Raw genomic sequence first — 20,150 nt, forward strand, 5'->3', positions numbered from 1 at the left:
CGGGAGGGGGATAACCCCCTCCCGGTCCTTTTTATTTAAGTGCATCCACCGAAAAGGGAGCCCCGTGCCCGGGGTATATCCTCACCGGCGACAGAAAGCTCATGAGCGCGTCCCCGGCCAGCAGCCTTTCCAGCTTGTGCAGACTCCCCGGCAGGCCGGTGTCCACCGGCACCGAGCCCCGCCCGCCCAGGAGCAGGCAGCAGTTCACCGTCCCGCAGCGGATGGCTCTGACCCGGGTCATGGGCGCTCCCTTGCCTGATAGAGCAGCGCGTTGCAGATGGCGGCCGCCACGTTGCTGCCCCCCTTGCGCCCGCGCGCGACGATCTGCGGCACCGGGAGCGAGAGCAGCAGCTCCTTGGACTGGACCACGTTGACAAACCCGACCGGCACCCCAATGACCAGCTCGGGGCGCACCTTACCCTCCCCGATCAGCTCGCAGAGCCTGACCAGGGCGGTGGGGGCATTGCCGATGGCAAAGATCAGCGGGCGGCAAAGCCCCGCCGCCTTGTCCATGCAGGCGCTCGCGCGGGTGGTGCCCGCCCGCCCCGCCGCCTCCCGGATGTCCGGGTCGCTCATGAAGCAGAAGACCTCCCCCCCGCAGCGCGCGAGGGACTGCTTATTGACCCCCGCCTTTGCCATCTGGGTATCGGTCACGATGGACGCGCCGCTTCGCAGCGCGGCGATCCCCCGCTCGACGGCTTCCCGCGAAAAGACGAGGTTTTCGGCGTAGTCGAAGTCCGCCGTGGTGTGGATGACGCGCTGTACCACCGAACGCTCGATCCCCTGCGGCAGCCGGGGCCCGGCCTCCCGCTCAATGATTTCAAAGCTGCGCCGCTCGATGTCGCCGGGGGCTACATGCTCCAGTTTGATGTCCACAATCCGTCAGCACTCCTGTCTATGCACACGGCCCTGCCCGGGGCCGTGTATAGAAATTTTTCAGCTCAACATGCCGCCCTTGGGCAGGGAATCGACATAGGCCTGCATCTCCTCCTTGGAGGAAATGGTGTGGGTATAGTTGATAACCGCCTGCTTTTGCGCGGGGGTCAGCGAGGCGAAGAAGTTCATCGCCTCGATGTTCTGTGCCAGGGCCATGCCCAGTCCCATCGGGATTTCGGGGGCGTTGGTAAAGTTTTTCTCCATAGGTATCATCCTTCCTTTCGGTGGTATTCTTGCCGCCGAAGGAAGCGTTTAGTCAGATCCCCGCCTCGATGATCCGGTAGATTTCGTCCATCCTTACATTTTCCCGGATCCCCTGTGCAAGCAGGTCGTACTGCCGTTGGCGGTAGCGCTGCGGGTCGAAGTCCGCAAAGTCCCCCGCCTGCAATCCCTTACGCGCACACAGGCAGCCGATCAGCGCCTCGATCGCCTGGGCGCTGTCAAAAATCCCGTGCAGGTAGCTGCCGTAGACGTTTCCCCGGCAGCAGCCGTCCGGCTTTTTCTGCTCCTGCCCCAGCAGGGAAATCTCGCAGAGCGCCCCGTCCGCAAGGAGAGTGGTCTCCCCCATGTGGATTTCATAGCCCTCGACTTCCTTGCCGCCGAGATCAGCCAGCGCGCCGCTCGGCGGCAAGAACCGTCCACACACGCGGGTGCGGGTCTTCTCCCCAGTGAAGACGGTTTCCACCGGAAGCAGGCCCATCCCCGCGAGGGCACCGCCGTGCTCGATCCCCTGCGGGTCGCGCAGTGTTTGGCCGAGCATCTGGTACCCGCCGCAGATGCCGAAGACGATCCCGCCCGCTGCCGCGTACTTCTTGATTTGTGCCTCCAGCCCGCACTGGCGCAGCCAGAGCAGGTCGTCCATAGTGTTCTTGCTTCCCGGCAAAAAGAGAATGTCCGGGCTCCCGAACTCCCGCGGCGAGGAAAGGTAGCGCACTGAAACCCCGGGCAGGCTGGACAGGAGGTTAAAATCGGTGAAGTTCGAGATGCGCGGCAGCCTAATTACGGCGATGTCGATCGCACCGGCTTTCCCCCGCGAAAAACGCTCGGAGAGGCTGTCCTCGTCGTCGATGTCCACCTGCAAATAGGGGATCACCCCCTGTACCGGCACCCCGGCGCGCGCTTCGAGCATGCGCAGCCCCGGCTCCAGGATCGCCCGGTCGCCCCGGAATTTGTTGATCAGCAACCCCTTGACAAGGCTGCGCTCATCCTCCTTTAGCAGGAGCAGCGTCCCGTAGAGCGAGGCGAACACCCCGCCGCGGTCGATGTCTCCGCAGAGCAGCACCGGGGCTCCGGCCATTTTGGCCATCCCCATGTTGACGATGTCGTGCTCGCGCAGGTTGATTTCCGCCGGGCTGCCCGCCCCTTCGAGGACGATGACATCGTACTCGGCCTCGAGCTTTTCATAGGCGCGCTTGATGTGCGGCACGAGCTCTGTCTTGCGGCGGTAGTACTCCTGCGCCGGCATGACGCCCCACACCTCGCCGTCCACAATCACCTGTGAGCCGGTGTCGCTCTGAGGCTTTAACAGGATCGGGTTCATCGCAACGTCCGGCTCGATCCCGGCCGCCTCGGCCTGCACCACCTGGGCGCGGCCCATCTCCAGGCCCTCGCGGGTGATAAAGGAGTTGAGCGCCATGTTCTGGGACTTGAAGGGGGCGACGCGGTAGCCGTCCTGCCGCAAAATCCGGCAGAGCCCCGCTGCAATCAGGCTCTTGCCCGCGTTGCTGGCCGTGCCCTGGATCATAATCGCTTTTGCCATTTGGATCATCATTCCTCTCTGGACGTTTCGTCGTGCGCGATTGACGCCGGCGGCAAAGTTTCTCCTCTCAGCAGGCCGACCGCCGCCGTCCCCGGCAGAGTGCCGAGATCCCCGCGGCGGTGGGGCGAGCGAAGCCAGAAGGGCTGCGCCCCCCGCTCATGGCGGCCGGTCTGGGAATTGGTTCCGTGATCCCCACAGACCAGCAGGCTGTCCTCCGCTCCCAACGCGGCGTACAGCGGGGCGAGGAGCTCCCGCTCCACCCGGGACAAAAACCGCGCCTTTCCCACCGGGTCGCGGCGGTGCGCGCACTCGTCGGCACCGTTGAGATGGAGCAGCAGGAAGTCATGATCCCACATATTTCGCGCGGCGCGCAGCTTTCCCGCAAGGTCGGTGTCCCAGTCGGCCGTGGCGCCGGGGAGGGAGGGGCAATCGATCTCCATCGCCGCACAAATTCCCCGCACAATCCCCGCCGCGCAGACGCCGCCCGCCCGCAGCCCGTGCAGTTCCATAAACGCCGGCAGCCGCCCCTTCACAGCCCCGCCCCAGGGTAGCAGGAGGTAACGCCTGTCCTCCCGCGCGAGAGGTGCGAGGAGCTCGCCGCTTTTTCGGATCAGGCCGCGCAGGAGCGCCGCCTCTTCCCTTCCCCTTGGCAGCAGCGCCGCCAGCGGCTTCCCGAGATTCTGATGCGGCAGCGGAAGGCTCAGCCGCCCCATCCATCCGGCGCGCCCCGGCAGGCAGACCAGCCCCCGGTAGTCCCCGGCGGGGAAGTAGGAGCAGCCGCCTGCTTCGAGCGCGCGCAGCAGCCGTGCGGCCTCGCAGAGCTCTTCGGCGCTCAGGCCCGCGCCCACCGCAGAAAGAAGCTCGCCGCTCGCTGACACGGCCGCGAGGCTCACGCGCAGCCAGAGGTCCCCCTCCCGCACCGGCAACCCGAGCGCCATCGCTTCAAGGCAGGCGCGCCCATCGGGAATCCGCTGCGCTTCCACGCCCAACAACGTAAGGATGCACCCCATGCTGTCCGGTTCCCGCCCCGGAGGACAGGTGTCAAAGAAGCCGTGGGCTCCGTGGGCCCGCATGTCGCGAAGGGTTGCGCTCCCGGCCACCTGCAGCGGCGTTTTATAGCCGAGCTGCGGGGCCGGCACGTCGCAGAGCCCGTCGAGGATCAGTAAAACTTTCATCGCACGCAGTCCCGCAGCGCCGCCAGCAGCAAGCTGTTTTCCCTTCTCGTGCGCACCGCGACCCGGTAGTAACGCCCATCCAGCCCGGGATAGTTTTTGCAGCTGCGGATCAGGATGTTTTCCCGCTCCAGCTTCCCGCGCAGGCCGGCAACCGGCGAGCGAAAGAAGATATAGTTCGCCCGCGAACCCATCACCCCGAACCCCAACGCAAGGAGCCCCCGGCGCAAATATTCCCGCTCGCTCCGGATCAACGCGGCGCTCTCCTTTAAATATTCGTGCTCCCGCAGCGCCTGGACCCCTGCCAGCTGGGCGGGTACCGAAACGCTCCAGGGCTGGCCGCATTCGGCCATGCGCTCCAGCAGCGCGCCGTCGGAGCACAGGCAGTAGCCCAGCCGCAGCCCGGCCATGGCATAGATTTTGGTGAAGGCGCGCAGGATCAACAGATGCCGGCTTTCCCCGAGCTGCGCGCGCAGGGTGTGCCGTCCGGGCTCGTCGAGGAAATCAACGAAGCATTCGTCGGCCGCGAGCAGAATCCCGTTTTGCCCGCAGCGCAGAAGGATTTCCTCCATCAGCCCGGGGTCCGCCACCTGCCCGGTGGGGTTGTTGGGGTTGCAGAGGAATACGAGGTCAAGTCCCGGCGTCAGCCGCTCCAAAATCGTTTCGGTCAGGCAAAACTCGTCCGCCTCTTTGAGGTAGTGGCGCTCCACCTCGCAGCCAACGGCGCGCAGGGCTTGCTCATACTCGGCGAAGGTGGGCGCCAGGATCAGTGCCCGATGGGGACGCAGCGCCTGGCAGAGGCGGAAAATAAGGTCCGCCGCCCCGTTGCCGCAGAGCACTATTTCTTTCGGCACGCCCTCGTGCGCCGCGATGGCGGCGCAAAGCTCCCGGCAGAGCGGGTCGGGGTAGCACGCGCATGCGTCCGCCGATTCGGCCAGCACCCGCCTGACCCCTTCGGGCAGCCCCAGGGGATTGAGGTTGGCGGAAAAATCGAGGATTTCCCCTTGCATGCGCGCGCGCGCCGAGTAAATATCCCCTCCGTGTATCAGCTCCATTGGGATCGCCGCCTCCTTTTATAATGCCAGCCGCCAAAGGCCCAGCAGAATTAGCGCGAGGGCCGAAGCCACCCACATCAGCCGGTTGGCCGCCGCGATGTCTTGAGGGTCGATGGGGCGGGTATCGTCCCCCAGAGAGGACTTGTGGTGCACCACTCCGAAGTAGGTGGCATCCCCGCCCAGGCGCACCCCCAGCGCCCCGGCACAGGCGGCCTCGGTCTGGGCGCTGTTGGGGCTGGGGTGCTTTCGGCGGTCCCGCCGCCAGATACGATAAGCACCGCGTCCGTCGAGCCCCAGTAAAAAGGCCGCCGCGACCATCAGCAGCGCGCAAAGCCGCGATGGAATGAAATTGCACAGGTCGTCGAGATGCGCCGCGAAGCGCCCGAAATAGAGGTAACGCTCATTTTTGTAGCCGATCATCGAGTCCAGGGTGTTGACCGCCTTGTAGAAAAGGCCGAGCGGCGCGCCGCCCAGCAACAAAAAGAAGAGCGGCGCGACGACGCCGTCCGACGCGTTTTCCGCCACCGTTTCGACCGCCGCGCGGGTAACCCCCGCCTCATCGAGGGTTTCGGTCTCCCGCCCGACGATCATCGAAACCGCCGCGCGCGCGCCCGGCAGGTCGCCCTCCCGCAGCCGCCGGCAGACGCGCATGCTCTCCTCACAGAGCGAACGCGCCGCGAGCAGCTGGAAGCAAAGTACACCCGCCACGGCCAGGTAAAGGTACCGATTGATCCAAAGGCAGAGCCAGAGCGCCCCGCCGGCACAGATGGAGGGCAGCAGCGTCACGCAGAGCGTCAGCACGAGCCCCGCGCCGTATTCCCCGCGCGAGGTCTTCGGAAAGAGGCGGCGCAGCGCGCCCTCGCCCCATGCGATCATCCTCCCCAACCCGCGCACCACATGGGGCATCCCGCGCGGGTCGCCCAGCAAGAGGTCGAGCAGAAAGCCGATGAGCACCGGCAGCAGGATATTCAAACCGCGTCCCTCCCCTGTAGTTTTCCGATCAGCTCCAACTTGCGCGCTTCCCGCCAGAGCCGCGGCTCAAAGCGCAAAAGGTATCCCTCCCCGTTTCGGGGCTGCCAATCATAGAAGTCCTTTTGCGGCAGCGCGAAGGCTTCCATCAGCGCCATGATGACCCCGCCGTGCAGCACCAGTGCCACATCCTCTTGCAGCGGTTCACGCTCCACCAGGCGGACGAAGGCCTCTCGGCAGCGCTCACAAAACGCCGCGCGCCCCTCGCCGCCGGGAAAGGCGGCGTGCCCGCCGCTTTGTAGCCATCGATGGTAAGCGGGCAGGTCCTTTAGCTCCTCATAGGTCTTCCCTTCGTACTCCCCGAAGTCGCATTCGCGCAGCCCGTCCACCACGAGCGACCGAAGCCCCGGATAGATCAGCCCCGCCGTCTCGGCGGTGCGCCGCAGCGGGGTGCAGTAGACCCTGGCGGCGGGCGGATAACACCCTTCCCGGCAGCGGGAGAGAATCTCCTGGCGGCCCTGCGCGCAGAGCGGCTCGTCGCTGCGCCCGACGTAGGCGCCGCGCAGGTTGCCCGCCGTGCGGCCGTGCCGGATCAGGATCAGGCTGCTCATCACGCCTCCCCCTTGATGGTTTGCGCGATCCCGCAGAAGACCCGTTCCACCCGTCCGGCGCGCGCGGCCAGCGTGCGGCAGAGCCGCCCGGTCTCCTCACGCCAGCGCCGCTCGAAGGGGTCTATAGGCACAATCCCGCAGCCGATCTCGTCACAGATTAAGACAATATCCGGGTTTCCCTCAACCAGGCGAAGGACCAGCACGGCGGGGTCCAGCCCCGCCAGCAGCGCCCGGCGCACCAGCAGGTGCAGCCGGTCCAGCGCCGCCGCCCGGGAAGGGAGCAGCGGGCAGCGCTCCCCGTCGAGCAGCTCGCTCCCGGCGATCCGGTAGGCGGTCTTGACATAGGCGCGTTTCCCCTGTGCCGCGCCGCCGATGATCAGCTTCATAGGCTCTCCTTTTAAACAATTAGATTTAGTAATACCAAAGCCGCGAGCTCCATCAGCTCGCACATCTGCAAAAACCAGCCCGCCAGGTCCCCGGTGATCCCGCCGAATTGGCGGTAGGACATGCGGCGGTAGCAAAGAAAGATGGCCAGCGCCGCCAGCAGGCAGATGGCGCCGTAAAGGGGGCTGCACCAAAGCATCCCCGCCGCGGTCAGAATGAGCATCGCCGAGAGAATGGCCCCCGCGTTTCGCCGCGCGGCGCCGCTTTGGAAGGCGTGCACCAGCCCGCTGTCCTTGGCGCAGCGAAAGGCGACCACTGACAGCCCGCTCAAAATTCGCGAAAGCAAAAAGAGAAAGCATAGCTCCACCAGGCCCGCCGTATGGCGGTACAATTCGCCATACAGGCCGAAACAGACGAGCAGCCAGAGCGCGCACCCCATCACCCCGAAGGCGCCGATGTGCGGGTCCTTGAGGATCGAGAGCTTTTTCTCCCGCTCCCCATGGGAGGAGAGCGCGTCCACCGTGTCGCAAAAACCGTCGAGATGGATCCCTCCCGTTACCAGCACCGGCAGCGCGGCGGCGACGGCGGCGTAGAGCAGAACTCCCGCATCGATGGATCGGGCGAGCAGGAACCAGCCGTATTCCAGCCCGCCGAGCAGTACGCCGACCAGCGGGAAGGCGCACATCACATAGCGCAGGTTGCGCTCCTTCCACTCCACATGCGGCATGGGCAGGGCGCTGTACATCGAAAAGGCCACCGCAATGGTTTCAAAAAATGCCTTCAAATTCCCGCCCCCTTGTGGATCAGCACAATCCCGCAGACGACCTCGGCCACAAAATCGCAGAGTGAAGCCGCATAGCGGTTGATTTCTCCCAGAAGATGCTGGTAGCGCCTTGTCTCAGGGTCCTGCTCGCCGGCGCCGAACACCTCGTTCGAGACGATGACGAGATTGTTCGCCGTCCCCGAGAGCCTTCGCAGCCCCGTGCAGACCGCCTCCAGGGCCCCATCCCCGGAGCCCCCGGGGGCGTAGAGCTCGTTGGCGGCCAGGTTTCCCAGGCACTCGAGCAGCACGCTGCTTCCGGCGGGGATTATAAGGCTCTGCAGCCCCACCGGGCACTCGAGGGTGGAAAAACCCTTCCCCGCGCGCTGGCGACGGTGGCGCAACACCCGCGCGCGGCACTCGCCGTCCTGGGCGAGCATGGTCGCCAGATACAGCTTTTCCCCTTCACAAAGCGAGCAGAGCAGCCCCTCGGCATACTCCGACTTGCCGCTGGCAGCGCCCCCGGTGATCAGTGCCGTCATCCTGTCCCCTCCTCAGTCAAGCGGCTTATATTCCTCCACCTGGATGTCCCCGAAGGTGCCCATCTCGCGGTAGACCGCCAGCGCCATGTCCAGCAGCGGCAGCGCCGCCACCGCGCCGGTCCCCTCGCCCAGGCACATCCTGCAGGTAAGGAAGGGCTCGAGCCCGAGCGCTTCCAAAACCATCCGCCCGCCCGGTTCGTTCGAGGCGTGCGAGGCCAGCAGGTAATCCCCCACCGCCGGGGCGATCCTTGCCGCCGTCAGGGCCGCCACCGCCGAGATGAACCCGTCGATCAGCACCGGCACCCCCGCCGCCGCGCCGCCAATGAACACGCCGCAAAGACCCGCGAGGTCGAGCCCGCCGACCTTTTGCAGCACCCCGATCGGGTCGGCCGGGTCGGGCCGGTTTTTCTCGATCGCCCGTTCGATGGCCGAAACCTTGCGCCGCATTCCCTCGCTCGAGAGGCCGGCCCCCCGCCCGGTGACCGCGGCGGGCTCCGCTCCCAAAAAGACCGCGGCCAGCGCGCTGCTGGTGGTGGTGTTCCCAATCCCCATCTCGCCGGTGGCGAGAATCCGGTAGCCGCTCTCTCTGAGCGAAAAGACGAGGCCGATCCCGTATTCGAGCGCATCGAGCGCCTGCGCGCGGGTCATGGCGGGGCCCTTGGTCATGTTCGCCGTGCCGGGCGCGACCTTATGGATCAAAAGCCCCTCGCCCGCCACCGGGCACGCGACCCCGATGTCCACCGGGATCACATCTGCCCCGGCGACCTTTGCCATCTTGTTGACACTGGCCATCCCGCGGGTGAAGTTCTCGGTCACGATGGCCGTGACCTCGCTGCCGGTCTGGGTCACCCCTTCCTCGACGACGCCGTTGTCCGCGCACATCACAACCACGCCCCGCTTATGTAAATCCACCGCCTCGCTGCCGGTGATCCCGGCGATTTTTACAATCGCGTCCTCCAGCAGCCCCAGACTGTGCAGGGGCTTTGCCACGCTGTCCCAGCGCGCGCGCGCCGCGGCCATGGCCCTGTCATGCAACGGATGGATACTTTCAATCGCTTGTTGCAGCTTCATTATCTTCTCTCCTTCTGCGCGCCACGGCAGCGCGCGACAAACCGCTTTGCCAGCTCGCCATGACAAAGGTGCAGATGTCCGAACCCCGCGTAGAGGCTTCCGGTCATCACGCCCTCGCGCCAGGAGCCGTCCCGCCCCGGCTTCTGCGCCAAGAAGCCGTCCCCCGGCGCGGTGCTGTCCCAATAGTGAAAGGAATGGATGGGCAGGCTCTCCCCCCTCCCACAGAGCAGCCCGTCCGAAAGGGCGGTATACCGGGCGTAGCCGAAGCGGCAGAGCCGCTGCTGCCGCCTGCACTCCCCGGGCAAAGCGCCCGCCATCGGATAGCGGTTCCCGTCCGTCCCCTCCAGGCTCTCCTGCAGCAGCATGAAGCCGCCGCACTCGGCGATGGTGGGCAGCCCGCCGCGCACAAGGGCGCGCAGCTGGCCCAGCAGCGGCCGGTTTTCGCTGAGCTCATGCGCGTACAGCTCGGGGTACCCTCCGCCGAGGAGCAGCCCGTCAATATGATCCGGAAGCCGCTCATCGTGCAGGGGGCTGAAGGGGACGAGCCGCGCCCCCAGCCCCTGCAGCCGCTGCAGGGCCTCTTCATAATAAAAACAGAAAGCCTCGTCCCTCGCCAGCGCGATTTGCACCGGGACGCCGCCCGAAGGTGCGGCCGCCAAAGCGGGCGCCTCCAGCGCGGGGGCGCCTTTGGCGAGCGCGAGCAGCGCTTCCAGCTCGAAGGAACGCGCCGCCTGCTGTGCGAGCCGCTCCAGCCGCGCGCCAAGATCATGCAGCTCCTGCGCGGGGATCAGCCCCAGATGCCGGCTCTCGAAGGAGCATTCGGGCAGCTCGGGCAGATAGCCGCAGACACGCAGCGGCAGCTCGCGCTCGATGAGCGCCTTCATCCCCGGATAGAGCCGCTCGGGCAGTCGATTGAGGAGCACGCCCCGGATGTTGCTGTCCGCCCGGTGGCAAAGAAACCCCCGGATCTGCGCCGGGACGGAAGCCGCCGCCCCCTTGCAGTCGATCACCAGCACCACCGGCACGCCAAGCCTGCCCGCCAGCTCGTAGCCGCTGGCCTCGGTGGTCATGGCGATCCCGTCGTAGTAGCCCATCGCCCCTTCCAGTACAGAGACGCCGTCCTCTTCGCCGTGGGAGGCGAGGGTGCGCCGCAGCTCGGGAGGCTCCAGAAGGAAGGGGTCGAGGTTGAAGGAGGGGACCCCCAGCGCTGAGCGGTGGAACATCGGGTCGATATAGTCCGGCCCGCATTTGAAGGAAGCGACACGCCCGCCCCGCATGTGCAGCGCGCCGAGCAGCGCGCAGGTGATTGTGGTCTTGCCGCTGCCGCTGCGCGGGGCCGCCAGCATGAGGCGGGGGCGGTTAACTTTCATTTTGTACCCCTCCCGCGCGGATCAAAAAGACGGGATTTTGCGCGTCCAGGAGATGATAGCCTCCCGCGCGCCGGGTGCGGGTCACCGAAAGCCCGACGACCTCGGCCTCCCGCCGAAGGTCCGCCAAAACCCGAGTTGCTTCGCCCAGCGTCTCGAGTGTCACGGCGCTGATCACCAGGCGCGCCGCCGGATTCTTTTCATACAGCGCCAGGATGATCTCCCGCAGGTTCCCGCCCGAGCCGCCGACAAAGGCGCAGTCCGGCGCGGGGAGCCCCGAGAAGGCGGCGGGCGCCGTACCGGGGACGCACTGCATATGATAGACCCCGAAGCAGCGGCGGTTCTGTTCCATCAGCCCGAGCGCGTCGGGCTCCCGTTCAATGGCGTAGACGCAACCGGTGGTGGATAGTGCCAGCTCGATAGCGACCGAGCCGGTCCCGCTCCCCACGTCGTAGACGGTTTCCTCCGCACCGGGGGCGAGCTTCGAGAGGATCACCGCGCGCACCTCGCTCTTGGTCATCGGGACCGGGCCGCGCAGGAACTCCCCGTCCGGGATGCCCGGCAGGCGGCTTCGCGCCGGATTCCCGTTCTCCACCAGCAGCACGCTAAGCGGGGCGTACTCCCCCGCCGCCAGCTCCCGCGCGCTCCCCGAGCTGATCCGCTCGTCGGGATAGGAGAGCCGCTCCCCGATATGGACGCGCAGCTCCCCCACACCCTGGCAAACCAGGGTGCGGCAAATTTTTTCCGCCGTAAGCTCCCCCCCGGCGAGCAGGAAGGTGCGCCGGTTTTTGGCCACCGTCCCGAGCAGATGGCCCTCCCGCCCATGCAGGCTGAGCACCGCCACATCCTGCCAGGGGATCCCCAACCGGGCGCAGAAATATTGCAGCGAGCTGATCCCGCAGATGGTCCGGCTCTCCCGCTCCAAAAGCTCCCCGCGCAGCTTGGTGGCCGCGCTGTAAAAGCCTGCGTCCCCGGACAGGAGCACCGCGACATTCTCAAATTCGGGGTGCTCTTTGATAAAGGGTACGATTTGCGAGGGCAGGCAGCGCTCCTTCTGCACGGGAAGGTCCGAAAAGCAGTCCACCAGCCGCCCGGCCCCGATCAGGCAGTCGGCGCGTGCGATCGCGTGCAGCGCCTCGAGCGTCAGGCACTCCCGGCTGCCCATCCCGATTCCAATGAGATCAATCATAGTTTCTCCTCTTTTAAGGACCAGTTTTCGACGAGATAGCATATCGCCTGTTCCAGCGTTTTACCCGGCTCCTGCGGCGGCCGGCCGACGACAATCGCCTGCGCGCCCGCCTCCCGCACCGCCGCGAGCTTTTGCGGCAGGCCTCCCGCCTCGCCCGAGTCCTTGGTCACCAAAAAACGCGCCCCGGTCTGCCGCAGCAGCGCCAGATTGAGCTCCTGCGAAAACGGGCCCTGCATGGCGATGATTTTCCCCGGCGAAAAGTCGAGCTCCATCGCCTGCCTTATCGGCCCGGGCGCCGGCAATATCCGGATATAGAGCCGCCGCTTCCAGCCGGGAATGACGGTATAGTCCCTCAAATTGCGGCTCCCGGTGGTCAGCAGGATGTTCCCCTCCCGCGCGGCAAGGCAGTCCGCCGCCTCACGGTGGCTCTGCACCCATATCCCGTCCCGTTCCTCCGAGCGTGGGCGCAGGATGCGAAGGTAGGGCGTGCCGCTCTCCCCGCAGGCCGCCTTGATGTTCTCGCTCGCCTGCCGTGCGAAGGGGTGGGTCGCGTCACACACGCAGGCAAAACGCCCCTCCTTCATCAGCGCGCGCATCCCCGCCTGCTCCAGTTTCCCGGACAGGACGGTCAGCCGCTCATCGTTTGGCAGCAGGCTGCCGCCGTATTCGGTTGCGGCGCAGGCCGTGAGCCGCAACCGGTAGCCCAGCAGCGCCTCGCAGAGCGCGCGCCCCTCGCTCGTCCCGGCAAAGACCAGAAACTCACACATCCCGGTATCCCCGCGGGGTGACCATCCTCCCGCCGATCACCCGGGTCTTGCTACTGCCGACAAAGACGGTAGTGAACATATCCGTTTCACATTCTTTCAGCTCGCGAAGCGTCAGCAGCCGCATGCTCTCCCCCGGCCGCCCGACATTTTGGGCGAGCCCGGCCACGGTGTTTTCATCCTTATATTGCAGCAGGATTTCGCAGGCGCGCCACAGATGATCCTTTCTTTTTCTGCTCGAAGGGTTATACAGACAGATGGCAAAGTCCGCCTGCGCCGCGGCGGCGAGCCGCCGCTCGATTTGCGGCCACCCGGTCAGCAGGTCGCTCAGGCTGATCACCGCAAAGTCGTCGGTCAGCGGCGCGCCGAGCAGCGCCGCCCCGCTGCAGGCGGCGGTGATGCCGGGGATCACCTCGATTTCGATCTTCCCAAGCGCCGCCTGCCGTTCGGCCGTCTCGAAGATCAGCCCCGCCATGCCGTAAATCCCGGCGTCCCCGCTGCAGACCATCGCCACCCTGCGCCCCGACTGCGCCGCCTGCACCGCTTTGGCGCAGCGCTCGGCTTCGCCGAACATCCCGGTGGCGAGCTGCTCCTTATCCGGGAACAACCCCTCAACCAACTGAATATAGGTGGTGTACCCGGCGAGCAGGTCGCACTCCGTCAGCGCCTGCCGCGCGCGGGGGGTAATTTCCCCCGGCCCACCCGGCCCGAGCCCCACAACAAAAACCTTTCCCATCAAACGCTTCTCCTCATTCAAAACACGCCCTCCATTCCCGCACAGCCAGCGCCACCGTCACGCCGTCACGCGCGCGCTTTCGCGCGATCAGCCGCCCGCCGGCAAGCACGGCGGCCCGCTCGCAGACGTTGTCCACCCCGACCGTCTCCTCCACAAAGCGCGAGGGGGTATATTCCCCCGGCGCCTTTTGCAGCTGCGCCGCCGTGAAGGTGCGCAGCGGCAGTCGGTACCTTTCGCAAAAATCCAGCAGCCCCGGCTCCTCCCGTTTGCAATCGATCGAGGCGGCGGCGCAAAGCGCGTGGGAAGAAATCCCCGACTGCGCCAATGCCGCGCATACCTGCTCTTCGATCTGCCGGCCCGAAGTCCCCTTGCGGCAGCCGATCCCGGCCGTGACCAGGCGCGGAACCAGGTTCAGCGTACAGGAAAAGGGCTCCTTGTTTTCATCCAAGGAGAGGCAGATCCCGCACTCCCCCTTATCCGAGAGAACGACACCGCCGGGAAGCGGGCCATCGATTGCAAAATCGCTGTAAAGGCAAACCTCTTTGCAGCCTAAAAGCCGCGCGGATACTTCCTTTGCGGCCTGCCGCCCGGCAAGATGGAGACCCTCGCGCTTCGCCCAAGCATCCACCGAAAAGAGATCGTTCACGTCGGTGGCGGTGGTGATCACCGGGGTGGCGCCGAGCGCTCCGGCCACGGTCTTCGCCAACTCGTTGGCTCCTCCAACGTGTCCGCTGAGGAGAGGGATGACATACCGTCCCCTGTCATCTATTACCAGCACCGCCGGGTCGGTAAACTTATCCCGCAGATGGGGTGCGATGGCGCGCACCGCGATCCCGCACGCGCCGACGAAGATCAGTCCCCCGCACTCCCGGAAGGCTTGTCCCGCGAAGTCCTGCAGGCTTCCGGGCAGCGGCGGCATCCCCGCCTCGCGGGCGGCGCGGCCGCCCGCAAAGGCTTCGCAGTCATATCCGGTCCCGGCCAGCGCTGTAGCGAGGGCGCGGCAAAGCCGCGCCCCCCGGCCGGTAAAGGCGAGCATGCGCAGCTTCATCCGCTCTCCCTCCCCCGCGATCAATCTTTTTGCGCCTGCCGGCAGCCATGTGAAAAGGAGGGGTCGTAGAGCTTCGAGCGCTCGTATTCTCCCCCTAAAAAACCGCCCACCGTGATCAGCGCGGTCTTTTCGATCCCCTCCTGTGCAGCGAGCGCGGGCAGGGTATCGAGGGTCCCGCGCACCGTCTTCTCCTGCGGCCAGCTCGCCTTATAGACGATCGCCGCCGGGGTGTCGGGCGGATATCCGCCCTCGATCAGCTGGCGGCAGACCTCCCCCGTCTCCTTGGCGCTGAGAAAGATCACCATGCTCGCGCGGTGCGCGGCAAGGCTCTCCAAATTTTCCGCCTGCGGCACCGGGGTGCGCCCCGCCAGGCGGGTAATGATCACCGTCTGGGAGACCCCGGGCAGGGTATATTCCGCCTCCAGCGCCGCGGCCGCGGCACAGAACGAACTGACCCCTGGCGTATAGTCATATTCGATTCCCTCTCTTTCGAGGGCGTCCATCTGCTCGCGGATGGCCCCATAAAGGCAGGGGTCGCCGGTGTGCAGGCGCACGGCGCTTCGCCCGGTGCGCTCAGCCTTTAGCAGCACCTCGAGCACCTCCTCGAGAGTCATCGAGGCGCTGTTGTAGATTGCGCACCCCGCCTTCGCCTCTTTGAGGATTTCCTCGTTGACCAGCGAACCCGCATAGACGATCACATCCGCCTGCCGCACCAGCCTCTGCCCGCGCACCGTGATCAGGTCCGGCGCGCCGGGCCCGGCGCCGACAAAATGGATCATTCCCCTTCCTCCTTCACGATCAGGATGGTGAAGTAGTCCGGAGAGACCTCTCCCTCCAACCGGCGGCAAACCCGCTCGTTTTCCATCCCACAATTTTGTACCAGCATGGCTCTCTCTCCCCGCTCGTGCAGCTGGCACAGCACCTCGGGCAGCTCGCGTCCCGCCTTCATCAGCACACGGGTGCCGCCGAGGCGAAGGCCCTCTTCGACACCGTAGGAGGCGGGGAGCAGGTGCAGCGCCTCCTCGCCCGAAACCAGCGCCTCTCCCAGCTTTGCCGCCGCCGCACAAAACGAGGGCACCCCGGGGATCATCTCTACCGCAAAGCCCATCTTTTGCACCCGCCGGTGCAGGTAGGCGTAGGTGGAATAGATGCTCGGGTCCCCCAGGGTTAGGAAGGCGACATCCTGTCCGGCTTGCAGGCGCTCTGCAAGCTGTAGGGCCGCGCGGTTGTGGCTGCGTTCCAATTCGTCCGCATCCTTAACCATCGGCATGGAGAGGGTCAAAAGTTCTTTCCTCCCGACCTGCGGCAGGGCGGCCTTCGCGATCTCATAGGCGGCCCGGGAATCCGAGCCCGAGCCGGGCACCGCCAACACGGGGCTGCCGCAAATGACGTCCGCCGCGCGCAAGGTGAGCAGCCGCGGATCCCCCGGGCCGACCCCCACGCCATAGAGTGTTCCCGTTCCCTTCATCATGCTCTCTCCTCCCGTCTGATCTGCCTGCAAAGGGCGTCCGCCAGCGCCGTCCGGCCAAGAATGCCGTACCGGTTGGAAAAAAGGATCGCTCCCGCCGGAATATCCTTCCCCACCCTCGCTTTCAAATGGTATTCGACCCGGCCGGTCAGCGAGCGCAGCGCCTCATCCTTAAAGCCCGCCTCCTCCAGTATCCGCACAGCCTCGTCGGTGGTGAGGCAGTCCATAATCTTTGCCACTGCTTCCCGGCCGGCCCCGCAAAGGGCGGCATGAACCCCAATCAGCTCCATGCGGGCGTCCGCGACGTGGGAATGGGTGTTCATGATCCCGCCCGCGAGCTTGCACAGCTTCCCCATATGCCCGACGAGCAGAATTCCGGCAAAGCCGAGCTGGACAGCATAATCCAGCGCCTCACCGACAAAGTTTGAGCACTTGACCGCCCGGCCAAGATCAAATCCCAGCTTCTCACGCAGGAAGGTTTCCCCATAATTTCCCGGTGTAAGGATCAGGGTCCTCACGCCCGCCGCGCGCAGCACGTCCATCTCCACATGGATGGTGTCGATCAGGGCGCGTTCGCTCATTGGCTCCACAATCCCGCTCGTGCCCAGTATTGAGAGGCCGCCCTCGATCCCGAGGCGGGGGTTATAGGTCCTGTGCGCGAGCGCCTCCCCGCCCGGGATTGAAATGATTGCCGCAAGACCGCCTCTGTAGCCGGCCTTCCCAGCGGCTTCCTCGAGGGAGCGCGTGATCATTTGGCGGGGCACCGGGTTGATCGCCGCACTGCCGACCGGGCAGGACAGCCCGGCTTTCGTTACCCGTCCGATTCCTTCTCCCCCGTCGACTGTAAAGCCGGTGGGGATCCTCGAAACCTCCGCGAAAACCAGGACGCCGTCGGTCACATCGGGGTCGTCGCCGCTGTCCTTGCGCACCGCACAACCGGCCGATTGGTCCTCCAACACGGCACTGCAGACCGGAAGGATGACCTGTCCGCCGCCCGGGAGCGGCAGACAAATTTCGGCGGACGCCTCCCCCGTAAGCAGAAGAAGGGCCGCCGCCTTTGCCGCTGCGGCCGCACAGGTGCCGGTGGTGTATCCATGGCGCAACTCCTTGACGGGCATAAGCTACCCCTTCCGACAAATAGTAAAGCCGCCCGGCCCAAATACCTTGGGCAATCGGACGGCGAAACACCAAAAAAAGGCCTTAACCAGCCTTTCGCCACACACTCCGGATTCCCGCAGAGAGGTATGCATAAAATATGGGCGGGATATTCTGGCTTAGCCTTTCGCGCCTCCTCCCGCCTTCCCGGGAAATCCCAGTGGCATTTTGGAACGAGGCTGGGCAATCACAGCAGCGGACCTGCGCGGGAATTTCACCCGTCTTCCCCCAATCCATATCCGGACTGAACCATTTAAAATTTTAGTCTAATCCCGAAGGGTTGTCAAGCATGATTCGACGCAAAAACAATATGTATCGTACCGGATTGCTCTTTTAACGATATAGAAAGAATTTTAAATATTTTTTCCTTTGAACCTCTTGCATACTCCGACTCATTATGATATAATAATTTTTGCTGTGGGGGCGTAGCTCAGCTGGGAGAGCGAAGGCGGCAGTTCTATGCCACGCCCTGCAAAAACCGAATCACATCAAATCTGGGGGCGTAGCTCAGCTGGGAGAGCGAAGGCGGCAGTTCTATGCCACGCCTCACAAAAACTGAATCACATCAAATCTGGGGGCGTAGCTCAGCTGGGAGAGCGTACGGTTCGCATCCGTAAGGTCGAGAGTTCGATCCTCTTCGTCTCCACCAAGCACCTGTGAAATCTTAATAGTTTCGCAGGTGTTTTCCTTTTCCCTAAACTGGGATCAAAAAACGCATTTTGCGCTCCCGCAAATGGGGTCTAGACCCCAAATTTGGACCTCTGAGCCGCCTTCAAGGTATCGGGATACCTTGAAGGCTTTTCTATCCTTGTTTTTGGGGTCTGAACCCCTAAATTGAGAACTCCTATGCCAACACTGTGTACCACTCCAAAATGTGTCCCACAATGGGACACATTTTCACTATGGAGGAGAACCCCCGAGGAAGCAGATACTTCCTCGGGGGGTTCCTTTTACCGAACCATTTCAAGATTCTTTTTCTTTTTGGGAGTGGGCTGCTCCTGCTCTATTTGCGCCTTTTTCTCCCTTGTTTTACACACCTCCATAAATTGCTCATAGCTCACGCTGAACGCGATATCCAGCTGATACCCCTTCTTGATCGTCACCCGGTCGATCAGTTGGGCAAGGATCATCTTCTTAGCTTCTGTCGTGCTCTTGTCGTAGAGTTCCGACCAGTCAAGCACTTGATGATACTGCTCGTCCGCTTTAGCCATGGCACCAGCCAGATCAGCCGCCGTCTTTTCGATCTCTTCGATCTTCGTCCTTGTTTCTTGAACTTGCTTTTCAGACTTCTCGATCAGTTCTCCCAGCAGTTCCCGGCTGAAGGAGCTTGTTCCCTGAATGACCTTCAAAACCTCGGATTTGTAGGATTCGAGTTCTACAGAGGCTTTCGCATTTTCTTTTCGCACCCGTTTGAGCCGCTCTTCATTTTGGCTCAATTGTCTATCCAATTGTCGCGAGATAAAGCTCTTTGCCGGTACTGCCTTGATTCTCGCAAAGAGGAGCCTTACCGCTTCGTCCACCATGGAATCCAGCTTTTTGGCCTCATAGCCGGATTGTCCGTCGCAGGACTGTGGATGACGAACCTTGTAGTGGCACTGATAACGAAGTCTTGGCTCTGGTCTTTCTCCTTCCTGTACTGCTCGTCCTCCACTGGTGGTCAGCACCAGCTTGGAACCGCAATGCCCGCAGTATACCTTACCCGGAAGGAGAGACTTTCCTTTTGAATTAAACGGTATGTCGCTGTGTTTCATGGCACGGTCCTTTCTGATCGCCTGTGCCTGCCGAAACAGTTCGGAACGAATGATCTGTAGATCAGGGAAGATTTCACTCTTTGATTCGCCATTCCTCAAGATTCCGGTATAGGCTGGATTCTGGATCATCTTGATTAGGGTCGTGTTCGTGAAATTCTCCCCCTTTCGGTTAAAGATTCTCTGTTGGAGCAGAAACTTTTCCAACCGCTGTGCGCCGTACCCTTCGTTGACGTATTTCTCAAAGATCAGCTTGACCACTTTAGCCTCGCCGGGTTCTATGGCAATATCGTAGACCTCATGCCCTTTTTTGTTGTACTTTCCTTTCTTCACCAGCTTGTATCCATAGGGCGGCGTGCCGCCCCTCCATCTTCCCTCCTTGACAATCTGGTCCAATCGGGTTTTGGTCCGAATCCCTGTTTTGATACTCTCCCCGGAAGCTTGCCAGAATCGTATGTAGTTAATGAGCTTGTCCACATGATTGTCGAACCTTTGCCGGCCCTCCTGTGTGCTCCACACCTCAATTCCGTTATGGTCAAACCATTCGACGACAAAGGGCGTCTCGTCGTCCTTCCTTCCTAGTCGGTCGAACATAAAGACCAGCAGTATATCAAACTTTTTCTTGATTGCGTCCTGTTGTATCTCTATGATCGCGTCCCGGTTTTTGGCGGACACCTTAAACCCCGAGACGCCCTTTTCAGAAAACTCGCGCACGATCTCCCAGTCGTTTTGCTGGGCAAATGCCCGGCAGCACTCCTTCTGCATGGGAATATCGTTCTTTTCTACCTGTCCCTTCGTAGAGACCCGGTACAGGCAGTAAACCCTTTTCTTTTTGTTTTCCATCTATTCCCCTATAGTCCGACATCGGCGTTCATTAGGATGTCTTCTATAGAGGACAAAACCGGCTCTTTGCCCTTTGCCGGGAAATGCAGGGTCACTTCCATCCCTTCTATTGTGATCGTCTCAATATGCTCGGCATGGAGTGTCATCGCTTCAGTTGCTTCGTTAATAAAAATCCCCCTCTTTATTCTCGTCTGACTATAGGAACATTTTTTCGATTATTACTTGATCTTATCATCTCCGTTCCTCCTTTTACTTTTTTCAGTACTTTTGTTAAAGGCTTAAAAGCCATGCCCAATTGGGCTACATGGAAAGTAAATCGTACTGTAATTTATTTCCATTTCCATAATATAACAGTTTAGCCTATATTGTCAAATAATTGGGAATCTTTTTTCTCTCCCTTGAATTCGGATATCCGAATTCAAAAAAATGTGTCCCACAGTGGGACACATTTGCATGTGCGGGGGGGTTGGGGAACTCCCCAACAAGTAAATTTTTGCCCCGGCCCCGCAGGAGGGCCGGGGCAAAAATGGCAAGTGTGTACACGCTTGCATTGCTTGCCATCGCACTTACCTG

At 63.1% G+C, this 20,150-nt stretch carries 21 protein-coding genes, 1 tRNA gene and 1 riboswitch; of the genes, 1 reads left to right on the top strand and 21 read right to left on the bottom strand.

The window, feature by feature from the left end; all coding sequences use genetic code 11:
• Nucleotides 1-31 precede the first annotated feature (31 nt).
• The 20 genes from EDD78_RS11595 to cbiD are packed head-to-tail and all read right to left on the bottom strand — an operon-like array spanning nt 32 to nt 16,949.
• Nucleotides 32-241, bottom strand: a complete 210-nt coding sequence (locus EDD78_RS11595; RefSeq protein WP_132085036.1) for a hypothetical protein — start codon at nt 239-241, stop codon at nt 32-34.
• Nucleotides 238-879: a precorrin-8X methylmutase gene (locus EDD78_RS11600; RefSeq protein WP_350308589.1), complete on the bottom strand. Its 642-nt coding sequence runs from the start codon at nt 877-879 to the stop codon at nt 238-240. The genes EDD78_RS11595 and EDD78_RS11600 overlap by 4 nt, the downstream gene beginning before the upstream one ends.
• 57 nt (nt 880-936) lie before the next feature.
• Nucleotides 937-1,140, bottom strand: a complete 204-nt coding sequence (locus tag EDD78_RS11605; RefSeq protein ID WP_079699087.1) for a YdeI/OmpD-associated family protein — start codon at nt 1,138-1,140, stop codon at nt 937-939.
• 52 nt (nt 1,141-1,192) lie between these two features.
• Nucleotides 1,193-2,695, bottom strand: a complete 1,503-nt coding sequence (locus EDD78_RS11610) for a cobyric acid synthase (RefSeq protein ID WP_132085038.1) — start codon at nt 2,693-2,695, stop codon at nt 1,193-1,195.
• 8 nt (nt 2,696-2,703) lie between these two features.
• Nucleotides 2,704-3,870 carry an alkaline phosphatase family protein gene (locus tag EDD78_RS11615; protein ID WP_132085039.1) on the bottom strand — a complete coding sequence of 389 codons (1,167 nt, stop codon included), beginning with the start codon at nt 3,868-3,870 and terminating at the stop codon, nt 2,704-2,706.
• Nucleotides 3,867-4,922, bottom strand: coding sequence for a threonine-phosphate decarboxylase CobD (gene cobD / locus EDD78_RS11620; RefSeq protein ID WP_132085040.1), 1,056 nt, complete (start codon nt 4,920-4,922; stop codon nt 3,867-3,869). Before cobD ends, EDD78_RS11615 begins: the two co-directional genes overlap by 4 nt.
• An 18-nt stretch (nt 4,923-4,940) precedes the next feature.
• Complete coding sequence (gene cbiB / locus EDD78_RS11625; protein WP_207668682.1) at nt 4,941-5,894, bottom strand: adenosylcobinamide-phosphate synthase CbiB; 954 nt, start codon at nt 5,892-5,894, stop codon at nt 4,941-4,943.
• The gene (locus EDD78_RS11630; protein ID WP_132085041.1) at nt 5,891-6,502 is read right to left on the bottom strand and encodes a histidine phosphatase family protein; all 612 of its coding nucleotides are present in this window, start codon (nt 6,500-6,502) and stop codon (nt 5,891-5,893) included. Before EDD78_RS11630 ends, cbiB begins: the two co-directional genes overlap by 4 nt.
• Nucleotides 6,502-6,888, bottom strand: coding sequence for a bifunctional adenosylcobinamide kinase/adenosylcobinamide-phosphate guanylyltransferase (locus EDD78_RS11635; RefSeq protein WP_132085042.1), 387 nt, complete (start codon nt 6,886-6,888; stop codon nt 6,502-6,504). The genes EDD78_RS11630 and EDD78_RS11635 overlap by 1 nt, the downstream gene beginning before the upstream one ends.
• An 11-nt stretch (nt 6,889-6,899) precedes the next feature.
• Nucleotides 6,900-7,670, bottom strand: coding sequence for an adenosylcobinamide-GDP ribazoletransferase (locus tag EDD78_RS11640; protein ID WP_286170870.1), 771 nt, complete (start codon nt 7,668-7,670; stop codon nt 6,900-6,902).
• Nucleotides 7,667-8,188 carry a bifunctional adenosylcobinamide kinase/adenosylcobinamide-phosphate guanylyltransferase gene (locus EDD78_RS11645; protein ID WP_132085043.1) on the bottom strand — a complete coding sequence of 174 codons (522 nt, stop codon included), beginning with the start codon at nt 8,186-8,188 and terminating at the stop codon, nt 7,667-7,669. Before EDD78_RS11645 ends, EDD78_RS11640 begins: the two co-directional genes overlap by 4 nt.
• A 12-nt stretch (nt 8,189-8,200) precedes the next feature.
• Nucleotides 8,201-9,259 carry a nicotinate-nucleotide--dimethylbenzimidazole phosphoribosyltransferase gene (cobT, locus tag EDD78_RS11650; RefSeq protein ID WP_079699081.1) on the bottom strand — a complete coding sequence of 353 codons (1,059 nt, stop codon included), beginning with the start codon at nt 9,257-9,259 and terminating at the stop codon, nt 8,201-8,203.
• Nucleotides 9,259-10,629, bottom strand: coding sequence for a cobyrinic acid a,c-diamide synthase CobB (locus EDD78_RS11655; RefSeq protein WP_286170871.1), 1,371 nt, complete (start codon nt 10,627-10,629; stop codon nt 9,259-9,261). Before EDD78_RS11655 ends, cobT begins: the two co-directional genes overlap by 1 nt.
• Nucleotides 10,619-11,815, bottom strand: coding sequence for a precorrin-6y C5,15-methyltransferase (decarboxylating) subunit CbiE (gene cbiE / locus EDD78_RS11660; protein WP_132085044.1), 1,197 nt, complete (start codon nt 11,813-11,815; stop codon nt 10,619-10,621). Before cbiE ends, EDD78_RS11655 begins: the two co-directional genes overlap by 11 nt.
• Nucleotides 11,812-12,582, bottom strand: a complete 771-nt coding sequence (cobK, locus tag EDD78_RS11665) for a precorrin-6A reductase (RefSeq protein ID WP_132085045.1) — start codon at nt 12,580-12,582, stop codon at nt 11,812-11,814. The genes cbiE and cobK overlap by 4 nt, the downstream gene beginning before the upstream one ends.
• Nucleotides 12,575-13,315 (bottom strand): precorrin-3B C(17)-methyltransferase, encoded by a 741-nt coding sequence (gene cobJ, locus EDD78_RS11670; RefSeq protein WP_132085046.1) that lies wholly within the window; start codon nt 13,313-13,315, stop codon nt 12,575-12,577. The genes cobK and cobJ overlap by 8 nt, the downstream gene beginning before the upstream one ends.
• A gap of 13 nt (nt 13,316-13,328) precedes the next feature.
• On the bottom strand, nt 13,329-14,363 hold the full coding sequence (locus EDD78_RS11675; protein WP_132085047.1) for a cobalt-precorrin 5A hydrolase: 1,035 nt from the start codon (nt 14,361-14,363) through the stop codon (nt 13,329-13,331).
• A gap of 20 nt (nt 14,364-14,383) precedes the next feature.
• Nucleotides 14,384-15,142 (bottom strand): precorrin-4 C(11)-methyltransferase, encoded by a 759-nt coding sequence (gene cobM / locus EDD78_RS11680; RefSeq protein ID WP_132085048.1) that lies wholly within the window; start codon nt 15,140-15,142, stop codon nt 14,384-14,386.
• Nucleotides 15,139-15,834 carry a precorrin-2 C(20)-methyltransferase gene (gene cobI, locus EDD78_RS11685; protein ID WP_286170872.1) on the bottom strand — a complete coding sequence of 232 codons (696 nt, stop codon included), beginning with the start codon at nt 15,832-15,834 and terminating at the stop codon, nt 15,139-15,141. The genes cobM and cobI overlap by 4 nt, the downstream gene beginning before the upstream one ends.
• On the bottom strand, nt 15,831-16,949 hold the full coding sequence (gene cbiD, locus EDD78_RS11690) for a cobalt-precorrin-5B (C(1))-methyltransferase CbiD (protein ID WP_132085049.1): 1,119 nt from the start codon (nt 16,947-16,949) through the stop codon (nt 15,831-15,833). The genes cobI and cbiD overlap by 4 nt, the downstream gene beginning before the upstream one ends.
• Before the next feature lie 123 nt (nt 16,950-17,072).
• Nucleotides 17,073-17,254, bottom strand: a riboswitch (cobalamin riboswitch).
• 305 nt (nt 17,255-17,559) lie between these two features.
• On the opposite strand from cbiD, the gene EDD78_RS11695 reads away from it, so the two are divergent.
• A tRNA-Ala gene (locus tag EDD78_RS11695) sits at nt 17,560-17,635 on the top strand.
• Between the two features lie 301 nt (nt 17,636-17,936).
• Here EDD78_RS11695 and EDD78_RS11700 read toward each other — a convergent pair.
• Nucleotides 17,937-19,577, bottom strand: a complete 1,641-nt coding sequence (locus EDD78_RS11700) for a recombinase family protein (protein ID WP_132085050.1) — start codon at nt 19,575-19,577, stop codon at nt 17,937-17,939.
• Nucleotides 19,578-20,150 lie beyond the last annotated feature (573 nt).

Origin of the sequence: Harryflintia acetispora (assembly GCA_004340125.1) — a bacterium.
GTDB classification, from domain to species: Bacteria; Bacillota; Clostridia; order Oscillospirales; family Ruminococcaceae; genus Harryflintia; species Harryflintia acetispora.

Coding starts and splice junctions, on each gene's coding strand:
- EDD78_RS11595 (WP_132085036.1), bottom strand. CDS start 241: ATGACCCGGGTCAGAGCCATCCGCTGCGGGACGGTGAACTGCTGCCTG.
- EDD78_RS11605 (WP_079699087.1), bottom strand. CDS start 1,140: ATGGAGAAAAACTTTACCAACGCCCCCGAAATCCCGATGGGACTGGGC.
- EDD78_RS11610 (WP_132085038.1), bottom strand. CDS start 2,695: ATGGCAAAAGCGATTATGATCCAGGGCACGGCCAGCAACGCGGGCAAG.
- EDD78_RS11615 (WP_132085039.1), bottom strand. CDS start 3,870: ATGAAAGTTTTACTGATCCTCGACGGGCTCTGCGACGTGCCGGCCCCG.
- cobD (WP_132085040.1), bottom strand. CDS start 4,922: ATGGAGCTGATACACGGAGGGGATATTTACTCGGCGCGCGCGCGCATG.
- EDD78_RS11630 (WP_132085041.1), bottom strand. CDS start 6,502: ATGAGCAGCCTGATCCTGATCCGGCACGGCCGCACGGCGGGCAACCTG.
- EDD78_RS11635 (WP_132085042.1), bottom strand. CDS start 6,888: ATGAAGCTGATCATCGGCGGCGCGGCACAGGGGAAACGCGCCTATGTC.
- EDD78_RS11645 (WP_132085043.1), bottom strand. CDS start 8,188: ATGACGGCACTGATCACCGGGGGCGCTGCCAGCGGCAAGTCGGAGTAT.
- cobT (WP_079699081.1), bottom strand. CDS start 9,259: ATGAAGCTGCAACAAGCGATTGAAAGTATCCATCCGTTGCATGACAGG.
- EDD78_RS11655 (WP_286170871.1), bottom strand. CDS start 10,629: ATGAAAGTTAACCGCCCCCGCCTCATGCTGGCGGCCCCGCGCAGCGGC.
- cbiE (WP_132085044.1), bottom strand. CDS start 11,815: ATGATTGATCTCATTGGAATCGGGATGGGCAGCCGGGAGTGCCTGACG.
- cobK (WP_132085045.1), bottom strand. CDS start 12,582: ATGTGTGAGTTTCTGGTCTTTGCCGGGACGAGCGAGGGGCGCGCGCTC.
- cobJ (WP_132085046.1), bottom strand. CDS start 13,315: ATGGGAAAGGTTTTTGTTGTGGGGCTCGGGCCGGGTGGGCCGGGGGAA.
- EDD78_RS11675 (WP_132085047.1), bottom strand. CDS start 14,363: ATGAAGCTGCGCATGCTCGCCTTTACCGGCCGGGGGGCGCGGCTTTGC.
- cobM (WP_132085048.1), bottom strand. CDS start 15,142: ATGATCCATTTTGTCGGCGCCGGGCCCGGCGCGCCGGACCTGATCACG.
- cobI (WP_286170872.1), bottom strand. CDS start 15,834: ATGATGAAGGGAACGGGAACACTCTATGGCGTGGGGGTCGGCCCGGGG.
- cbiD (WP_132085049.1), bottom strand. CDS start 16,949: ATGCCCGTCAAGGAGTTGCGCCATGGATACACCACCGGCACCTGTGCG.
- EDD78_RS11700 (WP_132085050.1), bottom strand. CDS start 19,577: ATGGAAAACAAAAAGAAAAGGGTTTACTGCCTGTACCGGGTCTCTACG.